Source organism: Myxococcales bacterium (assembly GCA_022184915.1).
GTDB lineage: Bacteria > Myxococcota_A > Polyangia > Fen-1088 > Fen-1088 > JAGTJU01.
In genome coordinates this window covers 847,983-860,432 of the sequence record JAGTJU010000001.1, presented here as the reverse complement: position 1 = coordinate 860,432, position 12,450 = coordinate 847,983, and the positions used below count along the sequence as shown (strand labels likewise).

Below are 12,450 nucleotides of genomic sequence, written 5' to 3'. Positions count from 1 at the left end.
CAGGCGCGGCCTGAGGGGCGCTCTGCTTTCGCGGCCCTCGAGCTTGGGCGGGGTTCCGTCGATGTGCCTGCGAGAGCCCCATTCCCCGATGACAGCACCCTCTGCGCCGCGGCTTGCCCCCGCAAGCCCGCCCCACCCGCCTGCCTTTGCAGCCACCGCCCTCACGCTGGGGCTGGCCGCCGCGTCGACGGGCACGGCCATCCCCTCGCTCAAGCCACTCGCCGCACACATGCCTTCGTTTGCAGGCCCGAGCGGTTTCGTGGTGGCCCACGTGGCTGGGGGCATTCTGGCGGCTTGGGTCTTGCGGCGGGACCAGGGGCACCTGTTCCGTAACGACCGCCGCGGGCTCGTACGCGTCGCACTTGCAGGCAGCCTACTTCTGAATCTCGCCATGACGCAGGCCTCTTCGGGCGCGACCCTCGTGGGGCTGCGGCTTTTGGAAGGCATCTGCCACGTGGCGGCGGTCTCGGCGTTGATGGCCAGCGTGCACGGCGCAGCGGCCCTTCGTCGCAAACACACGGCGGGTCTTGGCGCGGTGTTGGTGCTGGGGGTCGCTGCGGGCCTGGGGCTCGGCGGGGTTTTCGTTCACGACGGAAGCCCCACGCGCTGCTTCTCGCTTGCGGCCGGGCTGGCTGCGGTGGCACTGCTCACGTCGATGAAGGTGCCCTCGGCGAGGGGGCAAGGGCTGACCCCTGCACCGTCCGGCTTTCCGTCGGGGGCGTCGTGGGCGCCGGCGCTGGTCGTTGCTGCCGAGCGTTTGGCCATGGGTCTGCTGACCGTGCTGGTGCCGCTTTCGGCCCCTTCGCCCCGACAGGCGGCGTCCCTGCTGGGCAGCCTCATGCTGACGTCCGTGGCGGGCATCCCACTTGCGCGTCGGCTGGCCGATCGCCTGGGAGCTGCGCGGGTGGTGCAGCTGGGCGTGGTGATCTTGTCGTCCGCCCTTCTCGCATCCGGACTGCTTCACCCCTTTTTCGGCAGCGGCGCGGTGGTGTGGGCCGTGGCCGTGGGTCTGGGCGCCGCCGCGGTGTTCTCGGGCGCCCTCATGCAAGTGAGCGAAGGCAGCGAAGCCGAGCGGCTCCGCGGCATGGGGCTCGTGCACGCCTTCGGGGCGCTGGGGTTCTTGATGGGCTCGAGCCTGGCAGGCGTGGCCGCCGCGGTGACCACAGAGGCCACGGCGCTCGAGGGCCTGCTGGCGCTGGGTGCACCGGTGATGTGGGCGGCCTCCCTGGCCTCCCGCCGCCTTGACCGGCCCGCCCCGGCCGCCGCGTGAACGACGTTCAACGTCCCGGCGGGGCCCACCGGCGATGGCCGTGCAGGCAGGAGGCACAGCCTTTGCTGCAAAGCCCGCATGGTGGGCTTGTGGAAGACGACTTTGAATTGCTGGCGCGCGTAGAGTCTATCGAGGTTGTCCAGAGCTGCATCGGAGCAGCATGACCACCATCGGATCGACGATTTCTGGCCGGATCGCCAGGCGCGGTCCGTCCTAGGGATATGGTAGCCCCGAAATTCAAGCCGATGCTCGTTTTTGTCGCGATGATTCCCTGTGGTTTTGGTCAGCCGGGCCCCCACGACCTGGCGGGTGAGGACTGATAGCGCCGCTTACTTCGAGGCGCTGTGCGCGCCGAAGGAAAAGGAGAAGCCGAAGCCAGGATCTGCCAGTCCCCTCATGGTCCATGAAGGACGGGAGTACTTCGACTGCAGAAGCGCCCCGCCCGATGCCGCCACGTTTTGGGGCAGTCGGACGAGGCGGTTAACCCAGGAGCCCCCCAATGCCACGCATCAACATAATCGTTCACATCTGTGCCATTACTGCGTTGCAAGCTTGCACAGCCTGCGGCCACGGTGATGTTTCCGCGCCCCCTCTGGATAGCGACGCAGCGTGGGTCGATGAAGATGCTGGCTTTTCAGTCGGAACAGGCGGAGGCGGCAGCGGCGGAGGCGGCAGCGGCGGAGGCGGCGGAACAGATGCGCCAGCTGAATCCAACAACGCCGACGGCGGCTTGCTTATCGAATCCCAGTGCGGAAAGGCTGGGCAAGCCTGCTGTAGCCTTACGGGCTGTGATTCCGGCGGATGTTGTTCGGCCGGAACATGCATTAGCTCTGGCGATCAATGCATCCAGGTAGCGGCCATCTGTAGCGATGGCATTTGCGGGGCGTGTGGAGGGGCGAATCTCCCTTGTTGCGGCGAGGGACCGAACCGATTTTGTAGCGCACCGGGGGTAGTCTGCGGACCGTCCAAGACCTGTGTCGCATGCGGCGGAGCGGGTCAACCTTGCTGCGGACCAAAGCGTTTGTGTGCGGGCGCGGGTTTGAGCTGCAGTTCGCTGAACGTCTGTGAAACTTGTGGAGGCACAGGCCAGCTCTGCTGTGCGAATTCGACTTGCTCGTCAGGGGGCTGTTGTGTTGCCCAAGCTTGCGTGCGCAGTGGTGATTCGTGCGGTGCCAATGCGGGCACATGCGCGTCCGGCAAGTGCGGAGCGTGCGGAGGCGACGGGCAACCTTGCTGCGGGGGCACTTCATGCCAGCCTGGCGCAGGCTGCTTTGATGGAACATGTAAGACTTGTGGTGGTCCGGGGGAGACTTGCTGCAATGGTTCAGTATGTGCTCAGGGAATGTCGTGTCGATCTCATAAGGGAGAGACAGACCCTACCCCTCGATGCGAAGCATGTGGCGGTGCGGGACAGTTGTGTTGCCCGGGAGCACTTTGTAACGGTAGCTCATGCTGCAACGGATCGAAATGCGTGGCTGACGGCGCGACTTGTACCGGCAGTGGTACCGGCGCGGTAAAGTGCCAAGCGGGACGCTGCGGTTGCGGTGGCAACAATGAACCGTGCTGTGGCGGCAATCGGTGTACGGATCCTGCAGCACAATGTCTTGGATCAAGCGTCCCCGTCTGCCGTAAGTGCGGGGTCCGGGGTGGACCGTGCTGCGGCGACAGCACTTGTAACGATGGCGCTGATGTCTGTGATCGAACTCTAGAGATTTGTCGCAAATGTGGGGTGGCTGGCGGTCCTTGCTGTTCAGGCCTCACGTGTGGGGACGGCAGCTGTTGCGTTAGCAAGCCAGGAATCACCCCACTTTGCATCGCTCAAGGGGATTTCTGCCCGGAATCGGCGGGCATCTGTCAAAACGGCGCGTGCGGTGGAATGTGCGGAGCCCTCGGGATGGTCTGCTGTGGTCTCGGTTTGGGAGGAGTGAGTAACTGGTGCGCCCAATCCGGCACGCATTGCGAATATACCAACCGCAACCCGATCGCTTGTGAGGCATGCGGTGGGAAGGATCAACCTTGCTGCGGGTCTGCGAGTACAATCTCTAATTGTCGAACCGGGTTAAAATGCATGTCACAGGGTGCCGCCAACACGTGCCGCTAAACCTGTTGCAAATACACGTGGGCGACTACAGACCCCCGCCCCGGGGCGGACCGCAAGGGAGGGTCGGCCGAGCACAGCGCAGCATCATGGTCAACCGAGCCTACGGGATGTCCTCACACCCGAAGGTTGCCGGCCGAGGCTGGCCTCGAGCATCGAGCTGGAACGTGAGGTTCCAGCTCCCACAGTCGACACGTTGTCCTGGTTCGCAATTCGTGACTCCGAATCTACATCCCCCCTTCGTGCATACGTACGAGAACGGGTTGTATGATTCGTCAATCCCTGCCTCCACGACACCCAGCAGCAACTCTTCGACGGTCGACGCCTCCCTGTCGTCGCAATGGTTGTTCTCTGGCGTGATCTTCGTTTTTCCGGATTTCAGGACGTCTTTCAGTGACGGTCTTTTCACGTCCCCGATGGACTTGGAATGCTCCGACATCCGGCAGCTGCCCGCCAGAACCAAACAGATCACGCATGCCAACGATACCTTCATCGACAAGACGATAGCAGTCTCGTTCTCATGGATGTCTTTCGAGGGTCATCAGGGAGCGCCCGAAGCCAACGCTTGATTGACGAGGGCGGCCGCCTGTGCCGTCTCATTGACGACACGCCGGCTTACGACAGGTCGGCGCTCCATGTAGCCCAAAAGCCTCATCGTGAAGAAGCGAGGACGAAACGGCTGTGCGAAGGCTTCAGAATCGGCGTTTGTCAGGGGGAACGCCGCGCTCGCGTACTTCATCGCAGATGCCTCGACATCCACGCCGCGCTCTGTTTTGGCGAGATGCAAGGCTTGCTCGGCCAGATGGCAGGCGGCACAGGTCTGGGTGGAGAACCCATGTTTGTCAGGATTCAAGGTCTCGTGAGCCGCATTTACAAGAGCGCCGAGTTCCTCTGCAGAGGCTGACGACAGGGTCGCAACTTGGAACGACCTATCGAAGGGCGTTTCAGGCAGGGGCGCACCAATGATCGAGGTTGTTCCCTCGTTGGTGATTACGGTTTGTGACATTTCGGACTCTGGGTCTGCCATCGAACCGATCGCTACCTGCACCGCCGCGCCCCCTTCAATGCGGAAGTGGGCAAAGCTCCAAAGCACTCCCGAAGCTCCAAATCCGGCCTCCGTCATGAGTGTGACCTCCGCCAGGTTGTCGCCCCCAGCGTGCCTCAGAACCAGCGCGTTGAAGGCCTGAACGACGGCGCCATCCGCTCCCTGTGCTTTCATGATGGGGTGAACGGATAGCGGCGCATCGTAAGGAGGTCGACCGTACTTGTCCCCCATCACAAGAATCTCCTGAATGGCCGCTTCGAAATCCTGTGCGGTTAGCGCATAGGTTGCGTGGTAGGCAACGTCTTCTGCCGTCGGTTCCTCTCGATCCGGCCGGAACACCGCGAAGCTCAGTCGAATCGTGGGTGTGCACGCACTTGAGAGCGTCGGCGCCGCCGCAGGAGGCGGCAAGCAGGGGATGAAGCGCGCTGCCACGACACGTGTCCGTTCGTAGAGTTCAGGAAGGCCGTCCACTGCGATCAACTGATCAAAAAGACCTCGCGGGAGCAGGGCGCCCTTTCCCCCAACCTGCGCCGGTCCCAGCAGCGCGGCGGCATTCGTGGTTGGCAGGGGAAACAGAACAGTGAGCTCGTTGAGTCCCAACTTGCCAGGCGAAGCGCTCGGGGCTACGGGCGCCTGAGGGGAAGCTACGTCAACTCCTGCGTCCGGGGCTGGCGCAGGCGAACCCTCGGGCGAAGCGCCCTCGGCGGAGCACGCGCCCAAGGCACGCATGGAGAAAGACAGGGCCAGTATGTCCAACCTGATGCGTGAGTCTGAGTCCATGTCGATTCGTGGCCGCAGCTCGCAAAACCTTACCAATCCTTCGTTGGATGGTTGGACGCTCGAGGATCTCCGAAGGAGGGTTGCCGATCCGCTTGACGAAGCTCACAGAGAGCTGCATTCTGGAAACGATGTTCCGTTCCGTGTACGTCATGTGTCCCCGGGTAAGCGTCATGCAGACGCGGGGATGCTTGCGCGCGGAACACGGCCGATGAAGGCCCAGTAACCGGCGGCGCCAGGCTCCTCCCGAAAGGTCGAGGAGCCTGCCCCCCCGGACGGTTCCTCTTCCGGGAGCAGCTTGGGCCGTGTGCCCAAAGACGACGGAAAGGAAGCGAAAACATGGGTGACGAGACAACGTGGTGGAAACCGTTCTACGAGGATCTGTTCGGACACGTACAGTTATCCCCGGGGGACTGGACCAGCCGCCGGGAGACCGAGGCCGCCATGATCGAAGCGCGGCTCGCGCTACAGCCCGGGTCCGAGATCTTGGACGTGCCCAGCGGCACCGGACGCATCGCCAACGAACTGGCGGCCCGTGGCCATCGCGTGACGGGCATCGATTTTCACCCACGGGTTCTGGATGAGGCGCGGAAAGAGGCGCAATCCCGCGGACTCGCGGTGACTTACCAGCAAGGTGATATGAGAGCCCTGGACGCGCGCGAGGCCTTCGATGCAGCGCTGTGCTTCTGGGGCAGCTTCGGATACTTCGACGACGCCCACAACGAGCTCTTCGTCACCGCGGTTGCGCGCGCGCTGAAACCGGGCGGGCGGTTCCTGATCGATACGCCCGCCGCTGACTCACTCCCCAACTCTTTTCGGCCCCGGTCGTGGAGCTGGGTCGATGAGAAAGCCGGCCTGCGGCTGCTGGAAGAGACGGCTTTTGATCCGTATAGCAGCCGCATCACGACCCATTGGACGCTGCTTGGGCCGAACCTCTGCGTAGAGCGGGACAGCACCATTCGCCTTTACACCGTTCGCGAATTGGACGAGCTGTTCCGGCGCGCGGGATTCGCCCGGATCGAGGCCTACGATGGGCACCAGGAGGGACCCTACACGATGCTCTCGCGTCGATTGTTGTTGGTGGCCTGGAAAGCCGCCTGAAAGCGCCCGCGGCACCGCGCCTCCACGAAAGCACGTCGTGGAGGCGGCCGCGCGGCCAGAGCGCGACGCCCAGATCTTCTTCACCGAATATGTATGGTAGAGACATGACGATGAATGCGAAACGCGTTGCTTTGATCACCGGGGCATCAACGGGCCTCGGTGCTGAGTTCGCCCGTTTGTTCGCCCGCGATGGCTACGACCTCGTACTTGTGGCACGCAGCCTCGGGCGCTTGGAAACGCTTGCGCAAGAGCTTGCTGTGTTCCAGGTGAAGGCACACGTCATCGCAGAAGATCTCGCGAAGCCAGGAGCGGCGGGCCGAGTTTGGGAACGGGTGCAAGGTCTGGGCGTGCAGATCGAGTGCCTGGTTAACAATGCGGGATTCGGTAGCACGGGTGCCCTGCTGGATCTGCCCGCGTCGTCGCAAGTGGAAATGATCGAGCTCAATTGCGTCACGCTGCTCGAGCTTACCCATGCCTTCGGGCGGCCGATGCGCGAGCGCGGCCACGGCCGCATCCTGAACATCGCCTCCACGGCGGGCTTCCAGCCGGGCCCCTACATGGCCACGTACTACGCGACAAAGGCCTTCGTCTTGTCGCTCACGGAGGCGCTCGCCCACGAGCTGAAGCGTCACGGGGTGAGCGTCACCTGCCACTGCCCCGGTGCCACAGCCACCGAATTCGCCAGCCGCGCTGGCAACGACAAGTCGAAGCTATTTCAGCGCCCAGGAGTCGCAAAGGCCGATGCCGTGGCAGCTCACGCTTACAAGGCCTTGATGCAGGGCAAGGTCTTGTCAATCCACGGCATTCTCAACTGGTTGGCGGTGCAAGCCCTGCGCGTGTCCCCGCGCGCCATCGTGCGCCGCATCGCGGCCGCTCTCAATCAAGCGTGAACCCGCTGCACCGGAATCAGCATGTCTATTTCAGAACCGATTCACGAAGATGCCCTGATCATCAGTCCTGGCGCTGTCGGTGAAAACTCGGCCTGAATGGCGGCGGGCACGACGAGGGTCGCCTTGAAGGTAGAGACGGACTCACAGGCAACAAGGGCAGCCGCGAGGCCGAAAAGTAAGATGTGCTTGGGAGCTTTCATGAGGGGGCGACACAGCAACGGCCATGCCAGCTGTTCGACCGGTTAGGTGTTCACTTGGTTTTTGGAGTCCCCGCGCATCGGGGCCGACCACGTGTGAGTCACGCTTCGGTCCGAAACCTGACAGATCTGTCGCGGAATGGTCGCGGGGAGATCTCGCCTCGCATCCTCGGCCTCGCGGGGCAGAGGTGGACGTGTTGCCGGGGCCATCGGGAGGTCGCGAGTTTTTTGATCATGACGTTAAAATACTCGCGAGTTTTTTAATGTGAGGATAAAATCACTCGCACCGATGTCCCAGGGCGCCTACACGACGCGTTATCTTCTGCCCTCCGTGCAGAGCGACCTGAAAGAGAAGATGGTCTTTCTTGGTGGCCCCCGGCAGGTGGGGAAGACCACTCTGGCGCGCGCGCTGCCAGGAGGGAAGCAAGGGTACTTGAATTGGGACATACCCGAAGATCGCGCGCGCTTGCTCGCGCGAACTCTGCCGGACGCAAGTCTTTGGGTCTTCGACGAATTGCACAAGTTCCGCGGCTGGCGCGCCTTCCTCAAGGGGCTCTACGACAAGACCCTTGGAGATCCGCCCATCCTCGTGACCGGGAGCGCACGCCTCGATTGGTACCTTTATGGAGGGGATTCGTTGCAGGGGCGATACCACTACCTCCGTCTTCACCCTTTCTCCGTGAAGGAGCTTGGCGCGGCGCCAGGCGCTGTCATGGACCTATTCGAGCGCGGCGGCTTTCCCGAGCCCTTGCTCAAGCTCGACGGCCGCGGCGCGCGCCGCTGGTCGCTCGAATATCGATCACGTCTTCTGCGGGACGATCTGCAGGGTGTGGAGAATCTCTCGGACCTCGGCAGGCTGGAGATGCTCATGGCGGCCTTGCCCGACCGCGTGGGCTCACCGCTTTCCATCAACGCCTTGCGAGAGGATCTTCAAATCTCGCACCCCACCGTTGCGCGCTGGTTGGACGTCTTCGAACGAGTGTACGCCATCTTCCGAATTCCACCTTTCGGCGCGCCGAAACTGCGGGCCGTCAAAAAAGAGCAGAAGCACTACCACTTCGATTGGACTTTGGTGTTCGAGCCAGGTCCACGGTTCGAGAACCTCGTGGCGAGCCATCTACTCAAATGGGTGCACCACCAACTCGACATCGAAGGGCGCGAGCTCGAGCTTCGCTACTTTCGCGATGTGGACGGGCGCGAGGTCGACTTCATCGTGACCGAGCGTCGAAAACCTATCCTGGCTGTCGAGTGCAAGCTGAGCTCTGGCCCGGTGGACAAAAGCCTGCGTTACTTCGTGCAACGGTTTCCCCAGGTGAAGGCCTGGCAGGTCAGCCTCAACGGCACCGAAGATCTGCGGACGCCCGAAGGCATTCGCATCGCGCCGGCCCACACCTTGCTCGCCACCCTGGTGTGACACGGGGACAAGCCAAGCTCGTGCCGCGACGATTGTACGTCACGCCGCGGCCTGACTCAACGGACGCGCCCATGCCCCGCGACCTCGGTCTGCCCGTCCCCGGCACACCCCCCATCGCCTAGCCACAATGCTGTTCACTTAAGCACCACCCCTTTGGATGGTGCGACCGAAGGGACGTTTGCACTCCCTCGGATAGTGCCTGTCTTGTTGTGGGGCGTACGCGAACATTCGAAGGGCGGCGATGTCATCGTCCATCTGTTCATGGATGGATTTTCCTGAAAGCATCGCAAAGAGCAGATCACCGGCCGCTCGTAGGCAGTCTGCGCGAACGACGCGTCGGCCATCAAGGGTACGCTCCGCTTCTGCTTGAAGGAACGATGCCAGGGCTATCCAGATCATCGCGGAAATGAGTTCCTGTTCACATCCTTGGACGCTCTTGCTGTGGAAGTCCTCGGTCTGCATGAAGCTCTTCATTTCCTTGAAGAGAGATTCGATTCCCCATCGAGAGGCGTAGAGCTTGATGATGTCTTTGCGATCGAATCCGTCCTTTCCGCTCAAGGTGGACACGATGACCATCCTTTCGTTCTTCGTGCCTTTCCTCGGGCGGCCTGGCTTTGCGTCGCGCTCGACGACGCGCACCTGAAGCTCAATGTTCCCTTTCGCCCCCGGAAGCGTCAGTGTCACTTTCGCGGTCTTCTTGTTTGAAGACAAGAATGGCTTGAGCTCTTTCCACGCCGTCGCCTTCGATGCGCTCATTCTCGCAATGATGTCAACGCCATGTTCAATCAAGGCTGAGAACAGGTGGCGACTCGGAAACCCTCTGTCCATGACGGCCACGTCGCCTGCCTTGAACGGCAATCGGTGAACCAGCTTCTGCATGGACGTCCTCTCGCCGATGCCTTTTCCGGTCAGGGACCAATCCAACGGAAGACGGCGAAACACATCCGCAGCCATCACCACCAACCCTTGTGGATTGTGCACCGACGTCCCATTCGGCCGCTTCGGCCGCGCCATCTTCCTCGCTGTATCCGCGCTGCGCGGCAACACAACTCGCGTTCCATCGAACGCGATGAATCGACGTTTCCCCCACGGGGTTTTCGGAGTCGGCATGATGGACTCGCACCGCTCGACCAGCTGGTGCAGCAACCCACGGCATGTCTCGATCGAGACCTTCTTTCTTGCTTCACTGATGGACGACAACGTCGGTACCTTCGCCCAATCGAACACCTTGCGCCCGTAGTACGCCACGATCCGCAAGCTCCGTCGATAGCTCATCTTTCGGTCCGGCATCGTCAGGACCATCAGCCACATCAAGACGCTGCGGGCGCTCCATGTCCGTGTCCGGTCGAACTTGTCCGCACAGCCACTGGTCAGTTTGAAGAACGCTCGAAAGTGATCGCCAGGTCCACGAAGCAGGCTCATGAAGGCCGGCGCTCGCAGCCTCGGGCCTTGTCAAGATGAATTGCACAATATTTTCAGATGGTTACGAGGTTTCTTAAGTGAACAGCATTGCGCCTAGCCACGCGCTCGTTTTTCTGGCAGCCTCGGGGACATGGCTGCCAAGGGCGAGAACCGGGCGAAGAAGTCACGGCCCGTGGACCCCGTGCAATCACCGATCACCTTTCGGCCCTGCGCGAACGACGAGTTTCATCCGTTTCCGTACACCGAACGTGATCACCGTGCCGAGGCGATGTTTCAGTCCTTGGTCGATGAAAAGGCCTCACGGCTCGGTATTTCTCGCCGCGCCTTCGCCCAAAGCGCCTGTGGCTCCGCGGCGGCCCTGTTCGTGTTCAATCAGGTCTACGGCTGCAGCGAGCACGGCCAGACGCTACGCGATCCAACGACAGACGCCGGGTACGACGTTTCCCCCGCGATGATGGAAGACGCCGCGGCTGCCGAAGACGCCCTCGCGGGCGACGAGTTCATCTTCGACGTGCAGGTACACGCCGCGGCTTCCAAGCCACCGTGGACACCGGACGACCTGTGTGACGGCGCCCCGCCAGGCTGCATCAGCCCGGTGACCTTCATCAAAGAGATCTTCATCGCCAGCGACACCGATGTGGCGTGCCTTTCCGGTGTGCCCTCGTCACGCAGCGCTGACCCCCTGGCGATCGAAGCCCGCGCGCGCATCAAGGAGATCGTGGATCGGCTGAGCGGCGGGCCCCGCTTGGTGATCCACGCCAACGTACGCCCCAATCTAGGCGAAGCCGAACTCGACCTGATGGAAGAAGACGCGCGTGCCTTTGCCGTGGCCGCCTGGAAAGTGTACCCGAGCGACGGCTCGTGGGCGCTCGACAGCGACGAAGTGGGTCAGCCCTTCATCGAACGCGCGCGCAAGCTGGGCATCAAAGTGATCGCCGCCCACCGGGGCATCAGCAGCGACGCCGGCCGCTACGACGACGTCTCTTCACCACGTGATCTCGCCGCCGCCGCCAAAGCCAACCCCGACATCGCCTTCCTCGCATATCACGCAGGCTGGGAAGGCCGCATCCAGGAAGATCACCCTTTCGATCCCCGCGAGGCCAACCCCGCGGGCATCGACCGCATGGTCAAGGCCGTGCTCGATCACGGCATCGACAAGAACGGAAACGTCTACGCCGAACTGGGCTCCACCTGGCGCAACCTGATGGCGTCTCCCTCGCAGGCAGCGCACGCTCTTGGCAAGTTGCTCAAGTACCTGGGACCCGACCGCATCGTGTGGGGCACCGATTGCTTGTTCACGGGCTCACCCCAGGAGCAGATCGAAGCCTTCCGGCGGTTCCAGATCCCCGAGGCCATGCAAGAGACCTACGGCTATCCGGCCCTCACCGACGAGATCCGTCGCAAGATCTTCGGCCTCAACGCCGCCCGCGTCTACGGCGTCACACCTGGCCGCGTGCTCCAGCACATAAAAGCCGACGACATCAGCCGCGACAAATTGGCCGCCAAGTTGGATCCCGGCGCCCTGCCCCTGCCCCGCCGTAAGCACTACGGTCCTCGCACCCGCCGCGAGTTCTTCGCCCTGCGCGAGCGGCCTTCGCGTGGGATCCCCTCCCGCAGCCCGACCTAAAAGCCCTCTGGCAGCCTCGTTCACCGTGCCAGAATGCTCGCCCCATGAGCAAAGCCCTGAAACTGAAGTTGCCCCCCTCCATCGCCGAAGAGCTGGCCCTGGTGGCCACGGCCACGGCCCGCTCTACCGCCTTCATCGCCGCCCGCGCCCTTGCGGCGGCGCCCAAGCCTCTGACGCCGCCCGCGCCGCTTGGCCCCGTGGTGGCGTGCGAGCTACGCACCGACGAAGACGATCCGGCCAACCTGCTCACCAAGCTCAAGGCCAGCGCAGGCGCCCTGCCGCTCGACGAAGCTCTTGCCGCCGCGTGGACGGCCACACGCGACAAGTTCCAGAAGTTCCTGGCCCGCGAAGCCGAGGCCCGCAAGGCCGAAAGCGCCGATGAACTCGACCAAGCCCTCGCCGAGGCCACGCATCCGGACACGCCTGTGACCCGCCTCGTGGCTCTCGCGCAGAGCGAGTACCCGCGCGTCCGCGCCCTGGTGGCCGCCCACCCCCGCACGCCGCACGACGCTCTGGCCGGCTTGGCCAAGGATCGTGAGCCCTACGTACGCGATGCCGTGGAAAACCGGAAGCTGCGGGGAACTCACACCGCATGAAAGCGTCGCTGGG

General features: G+C 63.0%; 8 protein-coding genes. 6 read left to right on the top strand and 2 right to left on the bottom strand.

All coding sequences use genetic code 11. The features are described from left to right. The first annotated feature begins 88 nt into the window (after positions 1-88). Complete coding sequence (locus KA712_03555; GenBank protein MCG5052015.1) at positions 89-1,270, top strand: MFS transporter; 1,182 nt, start codon at positions 89-91, stop codon at positions 1,268-1,270. Between the two features lie 2,639 nt (positions 1,271-3,909). Here KA712_03555 and KA712_03550 read toward each other — a convergent pair. Beyond that, a complete protein-coding gene (locus tag KA712_03550) occupies positions 3,910-4,884 on the bottom strand; it encodes a hypothetical protein (protein MCG5052014.1) in 975 nt (324 codons plus the stop codon). 645 nt (positions 4,885-5,529) lie between these two features. Between KA712_03550 and KA712_03545 the strand changes: the two genes are divergently transcribed. The 3 genes from KA712_03545 to KA712_03535 all read left to right on the top strand — a co-directional run bounded on the left by KA712_03545 (position 5,530) and on the right by KA712_03535 (position 8,792). Continuing rightward, positions 5,530-6,291 carry a class I SAM-dependent methyltransferase gene (locus KA712_03545; protein ID MCG5052013.1) on the top strand — a complete coding sequence of 254 codons (762 nt, stop codon included), beginning with the start codon at positions 5,530-5,532 and terminating at the stop codon, positions 6,289-6,291. Positions 6,292-6,395: 104 nt separating this feature from the next. Continuing rightward, positions 6,396-7,181, top strand: coding sequence for an SDR family oxidoreductase (locus tag KA712_03540; GenBank protein MCG5052012.1), 786 nt, complete (start codon positions 6,396-6,398; stop codon positions 7,179-7,181). Between the two features lie 486 nt (positions 7,182-7,667). After that, positions 7,668-8,792, top strand: a complete 1,125-nt coding sequence (locus tag KA712_03535) for an ATP-binding protein (GenBank protein MCG5052011.1) — start codon at positions 7,668-7,670, stop codon at positions 8,790-8,792. Positions 8,793-8,930: 138 nt separating this feature from the next. Here the strand turns inward: KA712_03535 and KA712_03530 are convergent, their stop codons facing one another. After that, positions 8,931-10,214, bottom strand: coding sequence for an IS4 family transposase (locus KA712_03530; protein ID MCG5052010.1), 1,284 nt, complete (start codon positions 10,212-10,214; stop codon positions 8,931-8,933). Positions 10,215-10,344: 130 nt separating this feature from the next. Here KA712_03530 and KA712_03525 point away from each other — a divergent pair, with 130 nt between their 5' ends. Then, positions 10,345-11,841, top strand: coding sequence for an amidohydrolase (locus KA712_03525; protein ID MCG5052009.1), 1,497 nt, complete (start codon positions 10,345-10,347; stop codon positions 11,839-11,841). A 44-nt stretch (positions 11,842-11,885) separates the two neighbouring features. After that, entirely contained in the window at positions 11,886-12,437 is a 552-nt protein-coding gene (locus tag KA712_03520) for a hypothetical protein (GenBank protein MCG5052008.1), read from the top strand. Positions 12,438-12,450 lie beyond the last annotated feature (13 nt).

Bases quoted from the DNA above. Each gene is read 5' to 3' on its own strand.
- KA712_03555 (MCG5052015.1), top strand. From the start codon at position 89: ATGACAGCACCCTCTGCGCCGCGGCTTGCCCCCGCAAGCCCGCCCCAC.
- KA712_03545 (MCG5052013.1), top strand. From the start codon at position 5,530: ATGGGTGACGAGACAACGTGGTGGAAACCGTTCTACGAGGATCTGTTC.
- KA712_03540 (MCG5052012.1), top strand. From the start codon at position 6,396: ATGACGATGAATGCGAAACGCGTTGCTTTGATCACCGGGGCATCAACG.
- KA712_03535 (MCG5052011.1), top strand. From the start codon at position 7,668: ATGTCCCAGGGCGCCTACACGACGCGTTATCTTCTGCCCTCCGTGCAG.
- KA712_03530 (MCG5052010.1), bottom strand. From the start codon at position 10,214: ATGAGCCTGCTTCGTGGACCTGGCGATCACTTTCGAGCGTTCTTCAAA.
- KA712_03525 (MCG5052009.1), top strand. From the start codon at position 10,345: ATGGCTGCCAAGGGCGAGAACCGGGCGAAGAAGTCACGGCCCGTGGAC.
- KA712_03520 (MCG5052008.1), top strand. From the start codon at position 11,886: ATGAGCAAAGCCCTGAAACTGAAGTTGCCCCCCTCCATCGCCGAAGAG.